Below are 18,359 nucleotides of genomic sequence, written 5' to 3'. Positions count from 1 at the left end.
CATCAGTCGATCGGCGGTGATCACCATGCGGACGGTGCAGACCACTCCGTTCGGCCACGTACGTTCACTTTCACCCGGATGGTGCATCCGGAGTAACGTCCGGTCAGGTATGCCCGACATGCCACGGAACGCATTTCCGCGCGGAGGACGGATGCCTGTATCTCCTGAGCAGCTCATGGAAGAACTGCGCACGTTGTGCCGTGGGCGCGGTGTGCAGACTCCCGGTATCGACTTGCACGTCGGTCCGGCGCTGCGCCAGGTGTGCGGTCTGGTGGAGTCCGACGGCGCGGAGGCCGTGAGAACGAAACTCCAGGGCTGGGTCGCGAACGCGGTGCGCGGATTCCCCGTCGAGGTCCGCAACGCCGTTCTGGCGCCGCTCGGACTGCACGAGGAAGCGCAGTTCCGGTTCCTCAACGAACGCATCGAATGGCTCGCGCGGCAACAGGACCGCGGCGCGCGGACGGTGCGCAGGAGGATGGACGCCGGACTGCAGCGCCTGGTGGAGGTGGCGCTGCAGCCGGCGGGTTCGACGACGCACGTGGCGCCGTCGGAACTCTGGCACGTCAAGGAGTTCGACGCGCTGCTGAAGCTGGACGGTCCGACGCCCGCGTGCACGGAGCGCCGGACCGTGGTGGCCGACACCGACGGTGTCAACGAGATCGCGTGGTCCATCACGATCCCGGCCCCCACGCCCGAGGGTGCTCCCGGGGATCTGGACGTGGAGGTGTTGCACGGGGTCGAGCTCATCGGCCACGAACGGCCGTCCCCGCGGCGCTTCCTGATGAAGCTGCGGTTGCCCCGCCCCCTCGACGCGGGACAAACACACCAGTTCGCACTCGAGGTGCGGGTACCGCGGGGACAGTCGATGCGTCCCACCTACGTGTTCTGGCCAGAGCGGATGTGCGAGTCGTTCCGGTTGCGGGTCCGCTTCGACCGGGACGACCTGCCAGGAGCGGTGTGGCGCGTCGAAGAGGCTCTGGCACGCGACACCGATGATCTGACGCCCTGGCCGAAGTCGCTGCCCATCGACGAGATCGGCGAGATCGACGTCTCGTTCCCGCATCCTCGTCAGGGCCGCGGCTACGGCGTGCAGTGGACGCCTCGCGACTGACCGTTCACGATCAGGAGCTCAAGGATCAGAAGTTCTCGCAGAAGTGCGGTTCCACGGCTGACACCTCCCTCGGTGACTCAGGGAGAACCGCAGTCCGGAATGCGCGTCAGATCACCGAGACCATGAAGAAAGTGCCGACGACGAATCCCACGAAAAGGCAGATCGCGGCAACCTTCACGACGGTGGCGAGTGAGCAGATCATTCTCATCGAGAAATTCACCTTCTCATTCTGACTGGCTTTCCGGCTGTTGTTCTCGCCGTTGCACCAAGAATGGCTCTCCGCCAGTCGAATGAGAACGGGTTTCCTGTTTCCAGCGAAATGAGGAAACCCTGGAAAACCCTATTTCTGGGTCGTGCGGCGCAGCGCCATCACGAGCAGGGCGTGCGAGCTGCCGGCGTGCGGGAGCATGCCCTGGCGGACCAGGTCGAGCGCGCGGCAGAACGGCATCGTGCGCACGCACAGGTCGGCCTCACCCGGTTCCAGGGCCGCCTCGCCCTGGGTCAGGCCGGTGGCGAGGAAGATGTGGTCGACGTGGTTGCTGAGGCTGTCCGCGCCGTGGATCTGGCCGAGGCTCTCCCACGACCGCGCGCGCAGCCCCGTCTCCTCCGCGAGCTCGCGACGTGCCGCGGCCAGCGGGTCGGCGTCGGCGCGGTCGACGGCGCCGCCGGGCAGCCGCCACTCCGTGCCGCCGTGGGTGTAGATCCACTGCCGGGTCAGGACGACCTGGTCGTCGTCCTGGATGGCGAGGACCGTGACCGAACCCGGCGCCACGACGTGGGTGTAGGTGCCGTGTCCGCCATCCGGTCTCACGACGTCGTCCGCGCGGACCTCGAACCACGGGGACCGGTGCACCACGTTGGTCGTCAAGCGCTGCCAGACCATCACCACACCAGCCGCCTCGTCGAACCGCGTCATCACCATGACTCACATGGAACCATCGCGCACCGCTTCAGTTGGCCCCAGTTGATCGTCAATGAATTGCCAATTCGTGGACATTCGCCGTTTCGTTGTTTCTTCCCCTCCACACTGCCGTGGAGGGGGTGCAGCCGTTGTCGCCCACGTTCGCACAGGAGGTTCGCCGCCTGCGCAACGAGCGCGGGTTGTCACTCAATCAGATGACCACGAGGGTCCCCTACAGCAAGGGACACCTCAGCAAGATCGAGAACGGCCACGTCGCGCCGAACCCCGAAATGGCCAGGGTCCTCGACGACGCACTGGGCGCCGGCGGCCGGCTCATCGCGCTCGCGGACGCCCCTGCCAGGCCGATTCCCAGCGACCACACCACGCTCCTCGCCTTCGACTCGATGTTCGACGGCCACCGCACCCTGGGGCACCGGCTCAGCCCGGAGGTGGTGCTCGCCGGCCTGCGCCCGCAGCTGGACGCGTTGAGCGACCTGGCGCGCTCGGCCGACGACCTGTCTCTCGGCCGGGCGCTGTGGTTGCTGGCGGCCAAGTTCGCCGAGTACGCGGGCTGGATGGAACAGGAACGCGGCGACGACGCCTCCGCCGCCGAGCTGACCAGGCGCGCGGTCCTCTACGCGGCGAAGGGCGGCGACCGGGAGCTGGAGGCGTGGGCGCTGGTGCGCCAGGCGGAGTTCGCCCTGTACAAGGGAGACGCGCACGCGACGGTCCGGCTTTCGCGACTGGCGGGCAAGTCCCGTTCCCCCGCCGTGCAAGCCGGTGCGGCGCAACGGGAAGCACAGGGCTACGCGCTCGCGGGCGACGAGCTGCGCTGCGAGGAGGCCCTCGACCGCGCGGCCGAGCTGAGCCGGACGGTCAGCGAATCCCCTTACGGGTCGACGAGTCTGGTCGACCAGGTGGCGATCACGCGCGCCTGGGCGTTCCACGACCTCGGCCGCCACGCGGAAGCGGCCGAGATCCTGGACGTCCAGCTGCCGTTGATCGCCCCCACCGCCCTGCGCGCCCGCACCCGGTTCGGCCTGCGCCGCGCGCTCGCCCACGCCGAGGCCGGTGAGGTCGACCACGCGTGCGACCTGGCCGCCGGACTGCTCGACGACATCCGCCAGGTGCAGTCGGCGACCGTGCACATCGACCTGACGGCGTTCAGCAAGCTGCTGTCGCGGCTGCGTCCGGCGGCCGGGCGCGAGGTGGCGGGTGAGATCAGGGAGATCCTGTTCTCCTAGAACAGTTCTAGACGGCGGTGCGCCGGTTCTCCTGTTCCAGCGCTTCCGCCATCTCCACCCACGCCTCGGCGCACCCGCGGGCCAGGTCCGCCACCAGCTCCCGGCAGTGCGACGGCATCCCGGCGACGACCGCGCCCCACTCCCCCTGCGACACGGCGTGAACCTCCAGCCACCGCAGGGCCACCCGCCCGTGTTCGGTGAAGCGCACCGACGGGTCGCGCCGCAGCACCGGCAGGGTGGCCTCGGGTGTGCGCACCCCGGTCCGCGGCGCCGGCACCTCGGCGCGTTCCGCGGCCCGCATCCGTTCCGGCACGGGGTCGAGGCCCGCGTCCAGACGGCGCCGCACGTCGCGGACGGTGCCGGGCGACACCCCGGCCAGCCGGGCGATGTCGCGCAGCGAGGCCTCGGGGCGTTCGCTGATCACCTGCCCGGCCAGGCGGCGGCCCGCGGCGGAGTTGACCGGGCGGACCTTGCCGTCGCGGCCCACCCGCACCGCGGCCTGGCCGCCCACCGCGCGCCGCAGCACGCCGACGGACTTGGCCGCCAGACCGGTCGAGGCCGCGATGGCGCGGTCGGACCGCCGCGGGTGCGACCGCAGCAGCCGCCGTGCCGCGGCCTCGCGGTCGGCGGTCGACAACGTCGGCAGGTTCAGGGACACGGACAGGCGGAAGACGTCCTCCGCCGGTCCGTCGACGTACTCGACCTCGACGGACCGGCATCCGCGCAACGCGGCCGCCTTCAGGCGGTGGGTGCCGTCGACGACCCTCATGGTCGCGCGGTGCACCACGATCGGTGGCAGGTGGGCGCCGGACGACGCCAGTGAACGGACGAACTCCTCGTCGCAGCCGCTGAGTCGTGGCGACTCCGCCGGGCGCAACGCTTTGATGTCGACGAGCATGCGAAACCAAGCCCCCAGGCTGACTGTCCGCGAAACCCCCATTTGTCCGCGGACGATCCGGTCAGGCTAGCCAGTCGTTCAACGGGTGCGCCACTCGATCGCGGGACAGACGTCCATCACCATGTGCAGCCCGGCGTCCTTGGCCCGGCGGTAGGCGTCGTCGTCGACCACGCCGAGCTGGAACCACACGGCCTTCGCGCCGATCGCGACGGCCTCGTCGGCGAACTGGCCCGCGTCCTCGGAGCGGCGGAACACGTCGACGACGTCCACCTCGAACGGGATGTCCGCCAGGGTCGCGTAGCCCTGCTCGCCGTGCACGGTCTCGGCCGACGGGTGCACCGGCACGATCTTCTTGCCGCGTTCCTGGAGGAACCGGGCGACGCCGTGGGCCGCGCGGGACGGGTTGTCCGACAGCCCGACGATGGCCCAGACCTGGCAGTTCTCGAGGATCCAGTCGACGTCTTCGCGCATGTCCCCGAGCGTAGTCCTCACGTCGGTTTGTGACGCCGGTCACAATCACGACTCGCCTGTCGAAAGCCCGCCCGGCCGATCGACGCGTGGGTGGAAACGGACGACATCCGGACAGAGGAGATCGAGATGCGGTTCATGGTCATCGTCAAGGCGAACGAGGACACCGAGAACGGCGTGCTGCCCACCGCCGCCGAGCTGACGGCGATGGGCGACTACAACGAGGAGCTCGTCAAGGCCGGGGTGATGCTCGCGGGCGACGGCCTCTACCCGAGCGCGAAGGGCGCGCGGGTCGCGTTCGACGGCAAGGGCGCCACGACGGTGACCGACGGGCCGTTCGCCGAGACCAAGGAGCTGATCGCCGGCTTCTGGATCTGGGAGCTGCCGTCGCTGCAGGACGCCGTGGAGTGGCTGAAGAAGGCCCCGTTCCAGACCGGTGAGGTCGAGATCCGCCAGATCCACGGCCCCGAGGCGTTCGAGGGCGTCGTGACGCCGGAGACCCAGGCCCAGGAGGAGCGCCTGCGCGAGCAGCTCGGGCAGTGAGGCGGCTCAGCGACCGCGGCGGGCCTTCGCGCGCTTGGGCGGCGGCTTCTGCTGCTGCCGGGGTGCGGAACCCCGCCGCTGCTGCTGGGGCTTCTTCGCGGGCTCCTGCTGCGGCCCCCTGGTGCTGTTGACCGTGCGGCCGCGGACGATGCCGATCAGGTGCTCGACCAGCTCGGGGTTCTCGTCGCGGATCGGGAACGACAGCGCCACGCGCGACTGGGGCGCGTCCGTGAGCGTCTTGTACGCCAGGTCCCTGCGGTGGTGCAGGCGGGCCAGCGACTGCGGCACCACGAGCAGCCCCACCCCGGCGGCGACGACCTCGACGGCGTCCGCGGTGGTCGCCGGCCGTTCGACCGGCGGCTGACCGGGCGGCGACGCCCACTCCAGCGTGTCGTCGAGCGGCTGCCACAGGACGTGCCCGGCCAGGTCGTCGACGGACAGGTCGTCCGCGAGCTCCTGGTCCTTCGGGTGCACGACGACGGTCGTCTCGGTGTAGAGCGGGATGGCGTGCAGGTCCTCGCGGTCGCCGGGCAGCCGCAGCAGCGCGGCGTCGGCCTCGCCCGAGCGCACCTTCTCCGCGGCCTCGGCCGCGGTCACCTGCACCAGGGTCAGCGGGGTCTCCGGCAGGCGTTCCTGCCAGACCCGCGCCCACTTGCCCGGCGTCACGCCTGGGACGTACGCGAGCGTGAACGATCCGGTCACGTGCCGAGGCTACCGGACGAGCCCGTTACCCTTTTCGCATGAAGTCGCAGCAGACCATGAAACCCGCCACCGCAGCGAAGAAGCTGGGCGTGTACCTCGAGGCCACCCCCGAGGAGTTCCAGGCGGGCGTCGTGTCGCGCGACGAGCTGACCGAGCTCCAGACCGACCCGCCGGAGTGGCTGCGCGACCTGCGCCGCAACGGCCCGCACCCCAAGCAGCTGATCGCGCAGAAGCTGGGCATCTCCACGTCGGGCCTCGTGCGCGCGGGCCTCACCGAGGCCCTCACCACCGAGCAGATCAACGCGATCAAGGACGAGAACCCGGACTGGCTCGTGAAGGAACGCGCGACCTACAAGGAGTTCAAGGCCGAGGAGGCGCGCCTGGCGGAGAAGGCGCGCGCCGAGGAGCAGGACTGACCCGGGAGGATCAGCCCAGCACGACGGGGACCCGCAGGTCTCCCAGCGCGGCGCGCTCCCGCTCGGCCGGGGCGCGCCGTCCCGTTCCCACGAGCAGCACGTCCACGTCGGACCACGCCGCGGGGAACGGCCCGGCGATCCGGTCGAGCATCTCGCGGCACCGGGCGAGCGTGTCTGCGGGCGGTCCGGCCAGGTGGGGCAGGTGCGCCACCAGGTCCAGGTGGTGCAGCGTCCACTCCCACACGTAGGCGCCGAGGTAGCCCGACGTGCACAGCACCATGTCCTGGGTGCTCACCTTGAGCGTCGGGTCGGCCAGCTGGGCCGCGCGCACCGCCGCCCTGCCCACGTCGTCGACGTGGTGCTTCAGCAGCCACGGCTCGCCGTAGGCGGCAGCGAGCCGCACGGTCAGCGCCGCCAGCGGGTCTTCGGACCGCTCGTGCGCGACCTTCCAGTAGCTCACGGCGTCGTGCGTGACGGGGTCGGCGGTGGGCGTCACCAGCGTGATCAGCACGTCCTGCGCGTCGACGACGAGGTCGCACACCAGGTCGCGCACCAGCCAGCCGTCGCACCCGGACGGTCTCACGAAGTCGTCGTCGGTCAGGCCGGACACCGTGTCGAGCAGATCGGACAACGAGCGCGAGAACAGGTCCACGATCGCAACCTACCCGGCGTTGCACTGAGAAAACGCCTGCAACGGGTTAGGTTGGGCCGCATGGGCAAGTCTCCGGCTGTCGAGCTCGAGGTCGAGGACCGCGTCGTGCGGATCTCCAACCCCGACCGCGTCTACTTCCCGGCGCGCGGCGAGACGAAGTTGGATCTCGCGCACTACTACCTGTCCGTCGGCGACGGCATCGTCCGGGCGCTGCGGGAGCGGCCGTGCATGCTGCACCGGTTCCCCGAGGGCGTGACGGGCGAGAAGGTGCACCAGAAGCGGCTGCCGAACGGCGCGCCGCCGTGGGTGCGGACGGTGCGCGTGCACTTCCCGCGCTACAACCGCCATGCCGACGAGCTGAGCGTCACGCACCTCGCCGACGTCATCTGGGCCGTGCAGATGTCCACTGTGGAGTTCCACCCGTGGAACTCGCGGGCGGCCGACACCGAGAAGCCCGACGAGTGGCGCATCGACCTCGACCCGGGACCGGAGTGCTCGTTCGACCGCGTCCGGCGGGTGGCGCTGGTGGTGCAGGAGGTGCTGGCCGAGCTGGGCGCGACCGGGTTCCCGAAGACGTCCGGCTCGAAGGGGCTGCACATCTACGTGCGGATCAGGCCGGACCACGGTTTCCAGGACGTGCGCAAGGCGGCGCTGGCGTTCGCGCACGAGGTCGAACGGCGCGCGCCCGACGACGTCGAGACCACGTGGTGGCGCAAGGACCGCGACCCGGAGCTGGTGTTCGTGGACTACAACCAGAACACGCGTGACCGCACGATCGCGAGCGCCTACTCGGTGCGGGGCGTCCCCGAGGCGACGGTGTCGACGCCGATCCGCTGGGACGAGGTCCCGGACGTCGACCCGCGCGAGTTCACCATCGCGACCGTGCCGAAGCGCTATGCCGAACTGGGCGACCTGCACGCCGGGATCGACGACGCGGTCTGGTCGATCGAGCCGCTGCTGGAGTGGGCCGCCCGCGACGAGCTCGAGGTGCCCGATGAGCAGTGACCCGGTCAAGTTCTCGTCGCTCGACCAGCCGCTGTTCGGCGGGCTGCTCAAGGGCGACCTGGTGGAGTACCTGGACTTCGTCGCCGACCGGTTCGTGCCGGTGCTCGCCGGGCGGCAGCTGTCGGTGTGGCGGATCCTGCGCGGCCAGGACCCGTTCATGCAGAAGAACGTCCCGAAGTACACGCCGTCCTTCGTGAAGACCGTCGAGGTCTGGGCGGAGGCCTCGCACCGCAAGATCAGGTACGCGATCTGCGACGACGAGCGGACGCTGATGTGGTTCGCGAACCAGCGCGCGGTCGAGTACCACGTGCCGCTCTACCTGGGCGACCACTTCGGCGACGACCACCACCAGACCCACATGGTCCTCGACGTCGACCCGCCGGAGGGCGCCGGCTTCGACGTCGTGGTCGGCGCGGCGCACCTGATCCGCGAGGCGCTCGCGCAGGCCGGCCTGGAGGGCGCGGTGAAGACCAGCGGTGCCAAGGGCGTGCACGTCTTCGTGCCGCTGGAGGAGCACTCCCCCGACGACGTGGCGGCGGCGACGCGCGCGGTGGCGGCGCGGGCGGAGAAGCTCGGTCCCGACCTCGCGACCACGGCCTACATCAAGACCGAACGCGGTGGGAAGGTCTTCCTCGACTCCACCAGGGCCTGGGGCGCGACCGTCGTCGCCGCCTACAGCCCGCGGCTGCGCGAAGGCCTGCCGATCTCGTTCCCCGTGCCGTGGGAGTCGTTGCGGGACGTCACCCCGGCCGACTTCACGATCAGGACGCGGTTCGACGGCGACCCGTGGACCGAGCTCATGCCGAAGCCGCAACGCCTGCCGGCCGACCTCGTCGCCGAGGGCCACACCATCCCGGTCGCCCGCGTCGTCGCGATGCACGAGGGCAAGCGCCGCAAGCGCGCGAAAGAGGCGGAGGAGCAGAGCTAGGACGGGTCGGAGCCGCGGAAAGCGCCCCACCACAGGCCCAGGACGGCGGCGATCACCGTCGCGGTGATCCAGCCGGTGAACCCGCTGCCGTCCAGGTAGGCCCAGAAGATGCCGACGAACGGCGCGGGCACCATGAACACCGCGTCGACCCGCAGCTGGGCCAGCAGGCCGCGCGGGGCGCGCGTCTCCGGGTCGGGCTGCGCGGGGTTGTCGAGCCGCCGGCCGCGCGGGTGCTTCGTCACGACGCGACCGGACGGGTAGAGCGTCACGCCGTCTACCACGGCCACTCGGTCACCGCGCAGCTCCACGGTCACCGGCGACGGCAACGTCACGAGCACCGGGTCGTAGTAGACGGGCAGCCACCGCTCGGTGCGTCCCTCGATCTCCAGCCACGACCGCACCATCAGGCCCGACTGCAACCGGATCCGCCGCACGGACGCCGTGACCGCCGGGGCCCGCACCGACCTGCGCGCCAGCAGCACCCGCACCCCGCCGGCGACGAGCACCAGCAGCGCCACCGCGATCGAGAACGTCACGCCGCCCAGCGACCGGTCGATCTCCAGGAACAGGTCCGAACCGGGGATCACCGCCCGCGACGGGTCGGCCGGGTCGAACGCCACCTGGGTCTGCCGCCCCACGAACCGCGCGCCGTTCTCGTACGGCACGCGCGCCGACCCCGACGGCCACCGCACCTCGACCGCGCCGTCGGCGAACGACACCACAGAGCCGACATCACGTGAGGTCAACGCGGACAGCCGCGCGCGACCGTCCGAATAGGACAGCCATGACAGCACGGCCACGACGAGGCAGACGAACAGCACGATCGCCGTGGCGAGAACGCCGTGGCGCAACGCACGGACCCGGGAACGCGGCACGAGGAGCTCCAGACAGAAAGAAACGGCCCGGCGGGAGACCCGCCGGGCCGTTCGACAGCTAACCGAACATCATCCGGTGAAGCCCATGTGGATGTAGTCGTACGGACGGTTCGCGTAGGCCACGGCACCGAAGTTGGCGACGTTGCTCTTCACCGCGACCGCGCCGGGCAGCTGGTAGAGCGGCAGCTGGTGGCCCAGCTCCCAGATCTTCTTGTCGGCCTCGTTGGCCAGCTCCAGGCGCTTGGTGTCGTCGAGCTCGCCGACGGCCTGGTCGAGCAGCTTGTTGACCTCTTCCGAACCGATGCGGCCGTAGTTCTGGTTGGTGCTGGCCGGGTCGAGGTAGTAGATGCCCTTGCTGTCCGAGACGGGCGTGGCCGAGGCCAGCCAGCGGAAGCCGGTCATGTCGAAGTTGCCGACGTTGACGTACTGCTTGAAGAAGTCGGTCGAGGGGACGGCGTTGATGTCGACCTTGGCGCCGATCTCCTTGAGCTGCGACTGCACGAGCTTCGCGATCTGGTCCGAGACGGGGTTCGGCGTCGGGATGACGTACCGGACCACGAGCTCCTTGCCGTCCTTCTTGCGGGTCTCGCCCTCGAGCTTCCAGCCCAGGTCGTCGAGCTGCTTCTTCGCGGCTTCCTTGTCGAACGCGGCGACGGACGAGTTGTCCTTGTAGCCGGCGGAGCCGAGCAGGAAGAAGTGGTTGCCGGTGACCTGCGCGTCACCCTTCAGCATCTGGCCGAGCAGCGCCTTGGTGATGACCTTGGTGTCGATGCCCTTGGTCAGCGCGACGCGGAGCTTCGGGTCCTTGAGGATCGAGGAGTCCGCACCGTTGAAGGTGATGTGCGAGTAGTCCGGCGTGATCGCCTGGCGGATCGTCACACCCTGCATCGACTTCGCCTTGGCGAAGTTGTCGACGCTCGAGCCGATGTCGAAGAAGTCGATCTGGCCGTTGGCGAGCGCGTCCGCGAGCGCGGTGCGGTCGACCTGGCGGAACGTGATCTTCTCGAGCTTCGGCTTCTCGCCCCACCACGCCGGGTCCTGCACGACCGTCACGGTCTTGCCGGTGCGGTCGATCGTGCCGATCTTGAACGGGCCACCAGTGATCTTCGGCGCGTCGGCCCAGCCCTTGTTGAACTCCTCGGCGGAGGAGGACATCGCCTTCGGGTAGAGGGGCGAGAAGATGCCCTTCCACTCGGCGAACTTCTTCTTGAAGGTGACCTTGACGTCCTGGTCGGTGGCGCCCTTCTCGACCTTCTCGATGTCCTCGTAGCCGGTGCTGCCGGCGACCTCGAAGGTCTTGTCGGTGCCGTTGAGGGACTTCCACATCGCCTCGAAGTCCTGCCACGACAGCGCGGTGCCGTCCGACCACTTGGCCTTCGAGTTGATCTTGAACTCGAGGACCTGCGGGTCGCTGGAAGCGAGCTTCGCGTCGTCGAGGTAGTCCTTGTTGACCTCGAACGTCGCGTCCGGCTTCTGCTTGAACAGGTTCGGCATCACCGTGTCGATCATGCGGCGGCCGTCGGCGTTGGTGCCGTCGAGCTGGTTGTAGTTCCAGTTGTCCGGCAACTGGTCGACCGGCCAGCGGAACTCGCCGCCGTCCTTGACCTTCGACGCGTCCTGCGGGTTGATGTCCGCCTGGCCGATCGTGTTGTCCGCGCCCTTCAGGCCGGAGTTGCCGTTGTTGTTGCTGGGCCCCCCACACGCGGTAAGCGTGAGGACGACCGCGGCCAGCGCGGACACTCCCACCGTGGTACGTCGACTCACTGTCGTGAACCTCCCTCGTGCCCGGACACCAGTTGCCGGGGACACTGTTCCTTCGTAGGTCTTCTGAAGCGACGGATGCATCAGAGGACCTGACGGACTTGGGCGAAGTGGCAGGCGGCCTCGTGGTCGGGGGCCTGGACCTCGCGCGGTGGTTCCACCTCGATGCACGTGCGCTGCTTCTCGGGCGGCAGCTGCGCGTGCAGGAAGCAGCGCGTGCGGAACCGACAGCCGGACGGCGGGTTCGCCGGGCTCGGCAGGTCGCCGGTGAGGATGATCCTCTCCCGCTGGCGCTCCTTCACGGGGTCGGGGATCGGGATCGCCGACAGCAGAGCCTGCGTGTACGGGTGGCGCGGCGACTCGAAGACCGAGTCCACCTCGCCGATCTCGATGATCTTCCCGAGGTACATGACGGCCACCCGGTCCGCGATGTGCCGCACCACCGACAGGTCGTGGGCGACGAACAGGTAGGCCAGGCCCAGCTTGGACTTGAGCTCCTCCAGCAGGTTGATGACACCCGCCTGGATGGAGACGTCCAGGGCCGACACGGGCTCGTCGAGCACGACGAGCTTCGGTTCGAGGGCGAGCGCCCGCGCGATGCCGATGCGCTGGCGCTGACCGCCGGAGAACTCGCCGGGGTAGCGCGAGAGCTGCTCGGGGCGCAGGCCGACGAGCCGCATCAGCTCCGGCACGCGCCGGTTGATGTCGTCCTTGGAGTAGCCGTGGACCTGCATCGGCTCGGCGATGCAGTCGTGGATCGTCAGTCGCGGGTCGAGCGACGCCATCGGGTCCTGGAACACCACGGACATGTCGCGGCGGATCGCGAAGCGGCGCTTGGCGTCCACTTCGGACGACTTCGTGCCGAGCACGGAGATCTCGCCGCCCATGGGCTTCTGGAGATTGAGGATCTCCATCAGCGTCGTGGTCTTGCCGCAGCCCGACTCGCCGACGAGGCCGAGCGTCTCGCCCTCGCGGATGTCGAACGTGATGCCGTCGACCGCGTGCACGGTGCCGACGCGGCGCTTGAACACCACGCCCTTGTTGACCGCGTACTCCTTGACGAGCTGGTCGAGCCCCAGCACGACCTCGCGCTGCTCGCGCGGGATCTTCGCGACCTCGGGCTCGTCGGCCACCTCGGCACCGAAGATCTCGACCGCGGCCTCGGCGCCCTCGGCGTCGGTCGCGGCGATCTCGTTGGTGCGGATGCACGCGGCGTGGTGCTCCGCCGAGCCGTCCACGTCCACGAGCGGCGGTTCGGCGGTGTGGCAGGCGTCGACGACCATCGGGCAGCGCGGCGCGAACGGGCAGCCCGGGGGCAGGTCCGTGAGCGACGGCGGCTGGCCCTTGATCGGCACCAGCGCCTGCTTCTCGCTGACGTCGAGGCGCGGGATCGAGCCGAGCAGGCCGAGCGTGTACGGCATGCGCGGCTGCTGGTAGATGTCGTCGACCAGGCCGGTCTCGACGGCGCGGCCCGCGTACATGACCATCAGCCGGTCCGCGAACCCGGCGACGACGCCGAGGTCGTGGGTGATGATCACGATGCCCGCGCCGGTGACCTCCTGCGCGGTCTCGAGCAGCTGCAGCACCTGGGCCTGCACCGTCACGTCGAGCGCGGTGGTCGGCTCGTCGGCGATGATCAGGTCCGGGTCGTTGGCGATCGCCATCGCGATCACCGCGCGCTGCCGCATGCCGCCGGAGAACTCGTGCGGGAACGCCTTGGCGCGCTCGGCCGCGTTCGGGATGCCGACGAGGTCGAGCAGCTCCACCGCGCGCTTGGCGGCGGCGGACTTCGACACCGAGCCCTTCTTGTGCACCAGGATCGCCTCGGCGATCTGGTCGCCGACGGTGTAGACCGGCGTCAGCGCGGACAGCGGGTCCTGGAACACCATCGAGATGCGGCGGCCGCGGATCCTCGACAGGTCGGTGTCGCTCTGGCCGATGAGCTCGCGGCCCTGGAACTTGATCGAGCCGGTGATGCGCGCCGAGGACGGCAGCAGGCCCATGACGGCGAGCGACGACACGGACTTGCCCGAGCCGGACTCGCCGACGATGCCGAGGACCTCGCCGGGCGAGACCTGGTAGCTCAGGCCGCGCACGGCCCGCACGCGGCCGGCCTCGCTGGGGAAGGACACGTGGAGGTCTTCGACCTGCAGAACCGGTCCCTCGACGACACGGTCGGACGGCGTGTCGAACTGGAGCTCCGAGGTGGTCATCAGGCGGCCTTCTCCTTGGTGTCCTTCTTCTCCTTGCGGCGCACGCGCGTGGAGGTGGGGTCGAGCGCGTCACGCAGGCCGTCGCCGACCCAGTTGACCGCCAGCACGAACACGACGAGGAAGCCCGCCGGGAACAGGAACAGCCACGGGAAGGTCGTCGCGGACTCGGCGTTGCCGCCGATCAGCGTGCCGAGCGAGACGTCGGGCGACTGCACGCCGAACCCGAAGTAGCTCAGGCCCGTCTCGGCGAGCACCGCCGAGCCGACGTTGATGGTCGCGTCGATGATCAGCAGCGACGCCATGTTCGGCACGATGTGCTTGGCGATGATCTTGCGCGCGGGCTGGCCCATGAACTTGGCCGCCTTGACGAACTCGCGCTCCTTCAGCGTCAGCGTCATGCCGCGCACGATGCGGGCGGTGATCATCCACTGGAACGCCGCGAGCATGAGCACCAGCAGGAACCACGACTTGCCGCGGAACCACGGGCTCAGGATCGCGATGATCAGGAACGACGGCAGCACCAGCAGCAGGTCGACGAGCCACATGAGCGCCTTGTCGGCGACTCCGAGGAAGTAGCCCGCCGCCGCGCCGACGATGGCCGCGACGGTCGTCGAGATCAGCGCCACGAGCAGGCCGATGATCAACGACTTCTGCAGTCCGCGCATGGTCAGCGCGAACATGTCGGTACCGATCTTGTCGGTGCCGAAGATGTGCTCGGCGTACGGGGGCTCCAGGAACGCCGAGTAGTCCTGCTGGTCGTAGGTCCACTTCGACAGCAGCGGGCCCACGAACGCCATCAGGTACATCCCGACGATGATCACCAGGCCGACCAGCGCCAGCTTGTTCCGGGCGAAGCGGATCAGCACCAGCCTGCCGCGCGTCATCGCCTTGCCCGGTTCGGGCGCCGCGTCGACGGGGCCACCGGAGGCGGCGCCGGTGGTTCCGGCGGCGTCGCCCTCGTTGAGGATCACGGTCACGTCGTCGTCACCTTGCCTAGTTCACGCGGATTCGGGGGTCGAGCGCGGCGTACAGCACGTCGGCGAGCCAGCCGGAGAACAGCACGCACACCGCGACGAAGAGCGTCACCGTGGCGGTGATGTTCGTGTCCTGCGCCGAGATGCCGGTGACGAGCCAGTCACCCATGCCGAACCAGCCGAAGATCCGCTCGGTGAACGTGCCACCGACGACGAGCAGGCCGAAACCGAACGCGAACAGGGTCGCCATCGGGATGAGCGCGGTGCGCAGGCCGTGCTTGAACAACGCCTTGCGGCGCGTCAGGCCCTTCGCCTGGGCGGTGCGCAGGAAGTCGCTGCCGAGCACGTCGAGCATCGACGAGCGCTGGTAGCGGCTGTAGTAGGCGATCTGGCCGAGTGCGATCGCGAGCGTCGGCACGATGAGGTGCTGCAGCCGGTCGCCGAGGTGCTCGAACCAGTTGCCCTGGAAGCCGGGTGTGGTCTCACCGACGAAGATCAGCACGTTCGAGCCGATCGAGTCGTTGATCCCCTGAGCACCCATCTTCAGCAGCGTGCCCAGCACGAACACCGGCGTGGACAGCAGTATGAAGCTGAACAGGGTCGCGAAGTAGTCGCTGAACTTGTACTGCCTGATCGCGCTCACCACGCCGAGCAGCACCCCGAACAGGATGCCGATCGTGATGCCGAGCAGGAACAGCCTCAGACTCACGCCGATGCGCCGGCCGAGCTCGTCGGTGATCGGGCGGTCGGTGATCGTGCGACCGAAGTCGCCCTGCACCACACCGCCCATCCACGTGACGAACCGCTGCGGGATCGGCTGGTCGAGGTGGAGGTCTCGTTTCTTCGCCTCGATCGACGCCGCGGGCGGCGGTGGGTTGCGTTGCTGCAACACCCCGATCGGGTCAAAGGTGGCGGAGGCCAACGTGAACGCGAGGAACGTCGCCACGAGGGCGAGCACCACGTAGTTGACCAACCGCCGCAACAGAAATCCGGCCACCCGTGTTCAGTCCTCTCCCCGGTGGTTGCGACGTCGGCGCACTGGATTGCAGTGGACGAGTTGCAAGAGATTAACCGCCGATCCGGCGGACCGCTGCCCACCCCCACCATTGCGCGGGGGCCCACTGACCGGGCCATAGTCACCCATGAGTGGGCGATTGGCGGGGCGAACAGTCACATCAACAGTTGACTCTCGTCAATTGTGTGTCCAAGCGTGACCATTGTGCGTCCGGATCGCTGTATTCGCCGCGAAGTTCTGTTGAGGCGCGGATGCCCCTGACGCATCCGGGTGAATGCAAAGACCGGAAGACGTGGGACAAGCAGCGCAATGAGATCGGAATCAGATCCTCACGCAGCGAAGCGTTTCATGTCGGCGCTGTTACTGCATCGATGCGGAGCAGCTCAGGCCACCGTCCAGCGCACCGGCGGCTCCGCCACCCCGCAGACCAGCTGTTCCTTCCCCGGACGCAGTTCCGCGACGTCCACGACTAGCCCGAATGTCGTGAAGCGCGTCACAAGTGCTCGGAACACCTCCACCAGTTCGACGCGCACGAGTGGAGCACCCGCACAGAACCGGAATCCGTGTCCGAATGTGAGGTGGGGGTTCGGTTCGCTTGTGAGAAATGCCGCAGGGTCCGGAAAGCGCGGTTCGTCCCCGTTGGCCTGCTCTTCGCCGGGTCACCGCGGCTGAGCAAGGACGCTTTCGGCGGTCTCCGCGATCGTGTCCTCGACCGGACGGGCCTTCCAGCCCAGCACCCGCTCCCCCTTGGCGCTCGACGCCTCGAAGTCGCGGCCCAGCTGCGGCCGCGGCGGGGTCGGTCATCGCCCGCAGGTGCAGGTCCGCGACGTCCCGCACGTCGACCTGCGCGCAGCCGAACGGCGGGCACGCGGGCAGCCGCCCTCGATCAGGCCGCGGACCAGGCGCAGCGACGGCGGGTCGTCCTGCCCCAGCACCGGCCCGAGCGGGGCGGATGGCCGTAGCCGACCGCACCGAACGCACTGGTGAGCACGACCCGTTTCACCCCCGCGTCGCGGGAGGCCCGCAACACCCGCAGAACGCCGTCACGAGCGGACGCGATCATCGCCTCCTACCTGAGGCGCCAGAGCCGTCCGCCCGCGATCACGAACACCTGGCCGCCCACCGCCTCCGCGGCCACGACCTCACCGCTCGGGCCGTCGACGGGGCGTTCGTCCTTGCCGGACACCATCTTCACGCCGCCGTGGTCGACGAACAGCGTCGGGACGCCGTTGACGGGCACGGGTGCCGCGAGGTTCCGGTTGTCGTCCACGGGGACGTCCGGGGTCTCCAGCTTCTTCCACTCCGGACCGGACCACCAGGCGAGCTTTCCCTTGCTGCGCCCCACGACCTGGCAGGTGCCGTCCCAACAGCGGGCGGCCAGCGCGGCGTCGCCGTCCGGCAGGGTCGCCGTGGTCCACGCCTTGCCGTCGAACCGCCAGACCGCGGCGCTCACGGCGCCCTTGGCGATCTGCCAGCCGACGACGATCGCGCCGTCCCCGTCCGGCGCCACCGCGAGCGGGAAGCGCAGCAGGTCCTGCGAGCTCTCCAGCACCGTGCCCTCGGACGGCTGGCGGCTCCACGTGTCGGCGGCGTAGGTCCACACGGCGATGTCGAGCCCGGCCTTGGCGCTCTGCCACGTGCCGATGACCAGCGGTCCCTGCTTCGTGCTCACCGGCCCGATCAGCTCGCCCGCGCCGTACCCGCCGAACGTGCTGAACGCCTGCGGCTTCTCGACGATCTGCCGCGCGTCCCCGGTCCAGGCGCTCCACCGGACGTTGCCGTGCGCGCCACCGCGTTCGCCGCCGACACCGGTGATCGTCGTGCCGTCGGAGGTGATGCCGTACCAGTGCGCTTCCTTGCCGTACGGGGTGGTCGGCGTCAGCCGCGAGTTGCTCAGCGACCCGTCCTCGCTCCGCAGCACCAGCTCCGGGTGGTCGGACGGACGCGTGCCGATGAGCAGCGCGTCGCCGTGGGTCGCCAAGGTCTCGGGCGTCGCCGTCAGGTCGACGGCGGTGAACCCGGCGGCGTCGTCCGCGCCGCCGGAGGAGCAGCCGGTGAGGACCAGCAGTACCGCGAGCGTCAGCCTCCGCATGCGGGCCAGTATGACCACATGAGGCCGGAACCAGGTCAGGTGCTGCACTTCTCCGAGGATCCGTCGATCACGCGGTTCGTCCCGCACCGGGCGGCGACCGCGCGGCAGCCCGACGAGTACGTCTGGGCGGTCGACGCGGACCGCGCGCCCGACTACTGGTTCCCGCGGCAGTGCCCGCGGGCGATGGCCTGGACGACACCGGAGTCGTCGGACGAGGACCGCGACCGGATCATCGGACCGGGCTGCGGCGACAGGGGGCACGCCGTCGAGTACGGGTGGCTGGAACGCATGCGGACCGTCGAGCTGTACGCGTACCGGTTCGACGCGGCGGCGTTCCGGCCGTTCGGGGACGACGGCGTCGCCGTGGTGGCGACGGAACCGGTGCGGCCGCTGGGTCCCGCGGACCGCGTCGGCGACCTGTTCGCGCTGCACGAGGAGGCCGGGATCGCGCTGCGCGTGCTGCCGCGGCTGTGGCCGTTCTGGGACGAGGTGGTGCGCTCTTCCCTCGGCTGGAGCGGCATCCGGCTCCGCAACGCCCTGCCGCGCCCGGCGCGATGACCG

General features: G+C 69.6%; 21 protein-coding genes. 8 read left to right on the top strand and 13 right to left on the bottom strand.

The features are described 5' to 3' along the window. Positions 1-151 precede the first annotated feature (151 nt). Both VF330_RS34525 and VF330_RS34520 read left to right on the top strand, forming a co-directional pair. Complete coding sequence (locus VF330_RS34525; protein ID WP_330855923.1) at positions 152-1,111, top strand: hypothetical protein; 960 nt, start codon at positions 152-154, stop codon at positions 1,109-1,111. Beyond that, complete coding sequence (locus tag VF330_RS34520) at positions 1,093-1,344, top strand: hypothetical protein (RefSeq protein WP_330855922.1); 252 nt, start codon at positions 1,093-1,095, stop codon at positions 1,342-1,344. The genes VF330_RS34525 and VF330_RS34520 overlap by 19 nt, the downstream gene beginning before the upstream one ends. 107 nt (positions 1,345-1,451) lie before the next feature. Here the strand turns inward: VF330_RS34520 and VF330_RS34515 are convergent, their stop codons facing one another. Further along, a complete protein-coding gene (locus tag VF330_RS34515; RefSeq protein ID WP_330855921.1) occupies positions 1,452-2,033 on the bottom strand; it encodes an NUDIX hydrolase in 582 nt (193 codons plus the stop codon). A gap of 110 nt (positions 2,034-2,143) precedes the next feature. Here VF330_RS34515 and VF330_RS34510 point away from each other — a divergent pair, with 110 nt between their 5' ends. Next, positions 2,144-3,256 (top strand): helix-turn-helix transcriptional regulator, encoded by a 1,113-nt coding sequence (locus VF330_RS34510; protein ID WP_330855920.1) that lies wholly within the window; start codon positions 2,144-2,146, stop codon positions 3,254-3,256. Between the two features lie 7 nt (positions 3,257-3,263). Here VF330_RS34510 and VF330_RS34505 read toward each other — a convergent pair whose 3' ends face one another. Together VF330_RS34505 and VF330_RS34500 are read right to left on the bottom strand one after the other, a co-directional pair. Next, the gene (locus VF330_RS34505) at positions 3,264-4,154 is read right to left on the bottom strand and encodes a ParB/RepB/Spo0J family partition protein (RefSeq protein WP_330855919.1); all 891 of its coding nucleotides are present in this window, start codon (positions 4,152-4,154) and stop codon (positions 3,264-3,266) included. A 78-nt stretch (positions 4,155-4,232) separates the two neighbouring features. Next, complete coding sequence (locus tag VF330_RS34500) at positions 4,233-4,625, bottom strand: CoA-binding protein (protein WP_330855918.1); 393 nt, start codon at positions 4,623-4,625, stop codon at positions 4,233-4,235. A 126-nt stretch (positions 4,626-4,751) separates the two neighbouring features. Here VF330_RS34500 and VF330_RS34495 point away from each other — a divergent pair, with 126 nt between their 5' ends. Continuing rightward, on the top strand, positions 4,752-5,165 hold the full coding sequence (locus tag VF330_RS34495; RefSeq protein WP_330855917.1) for a YciI family protein: 414 nt from the start codon (positions 4,752-4,754) through the stop codon (positions 5,163-5,165). Between the two features lie 6 nt (positions 5,166-5,171). Here the strand turns inward: VF330_RS34495 and VF330_RS34490 are convergent, their stop codons facing one another. Beyond that, positions 5,172-5,867 (bottom strand): substrate-binding domain-containing protein, encoded by a 696-nt coding sequence (locus VF330_RS34490; protein WP_330855916.1) that lies wholly within the window; start codon positions 5,865-5,867, stop codon positions 5,172-5,174. 56 nt (positions 5,868-5,923) lie between these two features. Between VF330_RS34490 and VF330_RS34485 the strand changes: the two genes are divergently transcribed. Continuing rightward, the gene (locus tag VF330_RS34485) at positions 5,924-6,283 is read left to right on the top strand and encodes a DUF5997 family protein (protein ID WP_330855940.1); all 360 of its coding nucleotides are present in this window, start codon (positions 5,924-5,926) and stop codon (positions 6,281-6,283) included. A gap of 10 nt (positions 6,284-6,293) precedes the next feature. Here the strand turns inward: VF330_RS34485 and VF330_RS34480 are convergent, their stop codons facing one another. Next, entirely contained in the window at positions 6,294-6,935 is a 642-nt protein-coding gene (locus VF330_RS34480) for a maleylpyruvate isomerase N-terminal domain-containing protein (protein ID WP_330855915.1), read from the bottom strand. A gap of 60 nt (positions 6,936-6,995) precedes the next feature. Between VF330_RS34480 and ligD the strand changes: the two genes are divergently transcribed. Both ligD and VF330_RS34470 read left to right on the top strand, forming a co-directional pair. Then, positions 6,996-7,940, top strand: a complete 945-nt coding sequence (ligD, locus tag VF330_RS34475) for a non-homologous end-joining DNA ligase (RefSeq protein WP_330855914.1) — start codon at positions 6,996-6,998, stop codon at positions 7,938-7,940. After that, a complete protein-coding gene (locus VF330_RS34470; protein WP_330855913.1) occupies positions 7,930-8,868 on the top strand; it encodes an ATP-dependent DNA ligase in 939 nt (312 codons plus the stop codon). The genes ligD and VF330_RS34470 overlap by 11 nt, the downstream gene beginning before the upstream one ends. Here the strand turns inward: VF330_RS34470 and VF330_RS34465 are convergent. The 8 genes from VF330_RS34465 to VF330_RS34430 form a co-directional block, all read right to left on the bottom strand. Then, entirely contained in the window at positions 8,865-9,743 is an 879-nt protein-coding gene (locus tag VF330_RS34465; protein WP_330855912.1) for a hypothetical protein, read from the bottom strand. The genes VF330_RS34470 and VF330_RS34465 overlap by 4 nt on opposite strands. 69 nt (positions 9,744-9,812) lie before the next feature. Beyond that, positions 9,813-11,507: an ABC transporter family substrate-binding protein gene (locus VF330_RS34460; RefSeq protein WP_330855911.1), complete on the bottom strand. Its 1,695-nt coding sequence runs from the start codon at positions 11,505-11,507 to the stop codon at positions 9,813-9,815. Positions 11,508-11,587: 80 nt separating this feature from the next. After that, on the bottom strand, positions 11,588-13,717 hold the full coding sequence (locus VF330_RS34455; RefSeq protein ID WP_330855910.1) for an ABC transporter ATP-binding protein: 2,130 nt from the start codon (positions 13,715-13,717) through the stop codon (positions 11,588-11,590). After that, positions 13,717-14,694 carry an ABC transporter permease gene (locus tag VF330_RS34450; protein WP_330855909.1) on the bottom strand — a complete coding sequence of 326 codons (978 nt, stop codon included), beginning with the start codon at positions 14,692-14,694 and terminating at the stop codon, positions 13,717-13,719. The genes VF330_RS34455 and VF330_RS34450 overlap by 1 nt, the downstream gene beginning before the upstream one ends. Positions 14,695-14,710: 16 nt before the next feature. After that, positions 14,711-15,688 (bottom strand): ABC transporter permease, encoded by a 978-nt coding sequence (locus VF330_RS34445; RefSeq protein ID WP_319973463.1) that lies wholly within the window; start codon positions 15,686-15,688, stop codon positions 14,711-14,713. A gap of 401 nt (positions 15,689-16,089) precedes the next feature. Continuing rightward, entirely contained in the window at positions 16,090-16,239 is a 150-nt protein-coding gene (locus VF330_RS34440) for a hypothetical protein (protein ID WP_330855908.1), read from the bottom strand. A 353-nt stretch (positions 16,240-16,592) separates the two neighbouring features. Then, entirely contained in the window at positions 16,593-16,769 is a 177-nt protein-coding gene (locus VF330_RS34435) for a hypothetical protein (RefSeq protein WP_330855907.1), read from the bottom strand. A gap of 6 nt (positions 16,770-16,775) precedes the next feature. Then, on the bottom strand, positions 16,776-17,798 hold the full coding sequence (locus tag VF330_RS34430) for a hypothetical protein (RefSeq protein ID WP_330855906.1): 1,023 nt from the start codon (positions 17,796-17,798) through the stop codon (positions 16,776-16,778). Positions 17,799-17,816: 18 nt separating this feature from the next. Between VF330_RS34430 and VF330_RS34425 the strand changes: the two genes are divergently transcribed. Further along, positions 17,817-18,356 carry a DUF6886 family protein gene (locus VF330_RS34425; protein ID WP_330855905.1) on the top strand — a complete coding sequence of 180 codons (540 nt, stop codon included), beginning with the start codon at positions 17,817-17,819 and terminating at the stop codon, positions 18,354-18,356. Positions 18,357-18,359: the final 3 nt, after the last annotated feature.

Origin of the sequence: Lentzea sp. (assembly GCF_036380075.1) — a bacterium.
Taxonomy (GTDB): domain Bacteria; phylum Actinomycetota; class Actinomycetes; order Mycobacteriales; family Pseudonocardiaceae; genus Lentzea.
The sequence above is the reverse complement of the archived record's forward strand: the minus strand, read 5'-3'. Positions and strand labels throughout refer to the sequence as shown.

Excerpts from the sequence above, each read along its gene's own strand:
- VF330_RS34525 (WP_330855923.1), top strand. The coding sequence starts at position 152 with ATGCCTGTATCTCCTGAGCAGCTCATGGAAGAACTGCGCACGTTGTGC.
- VF330_RS34515 (WP_330855921.1), bottom strand. The coding sequence starts at position 2,033 with ATGGTGATGACGCGGTTCGACGAGGCGGCTGGTGTGGTGATGGTCTGG.
- VF330_RS34505 (WP_330855919.1), bottom strand. The coding sequence starts at position 4,154 with ATGCTCGTCGACATCAAAGCGTTGCGCCCGGCGGAGTCGCCACGACTC.
- VF330_RS34500 (WP_330855918.1), bottom strand. The coding sequence starts at position 4,625 with ATGCGCGAAGACGTCGACTGGATCCTCGAGAACTGCCAGGTCTGGGCC.
- VF330_RS34495 (WP_330855917.1), top strand. The coding sequence starts at position 4,752 with ATGCGGTTCATGGTCATCGTCAAGGCGAACGAGGACACCGAGAACGGC.
- VF330_RS34485 (WP_330855940.1), top strand. The coding sequence starts at position 5,924 with ATGAAACCCGCCACCGCAGCGAAGAAGCTGGGCGTGTACCTCGAGGCC.
- ligD (WP_330855914.1), top strand. The coding sequence starts at position 6,996 with ATGGGCAAGTCTCCGGCTGTCGAGCTCGAGGTCGAGGACCGCGTCGTG.
- VF330_RS34470 (WP_330855913.1), top strand. The coding sequence starts at position 7,930 with ATGAGCAGTGACCCGGTCAAGTTCTCGTCGCTCGACCAGCCGCTGTTC.
- VF330_RS34455 (WP_330855910.1), bottom strand. The coding sequence starts at position 13,717 with ATGACCACCTCGGAGCTCCAGTTCGACACGCCGTCCGACCGTGTCGTC.
- VF330_RS34435 (WP_330855907.1), bottom strand. The coding sequence starts at position 16,769 with ATGATCGCGTCCGCTCGTGACGGCGTTCTGCGGGTGTTGCGGGCCTCC.
- VF330_RS34430 (WP_330855906.1), bottom strand. The coding sequence starts at position 17,798 with ATGCGGAGGCTGACGCTCGCGGTACTGCTGGTCCTCACCGGCTGCTCC.
- VF330_RS34425 (WP_330855905.1), top strand. The coding sequence starts at position 17,817 with ATGAGGCCGGAACCAGGTCAGGTGCTGCACTTCTCCGAGGATCCGTCG.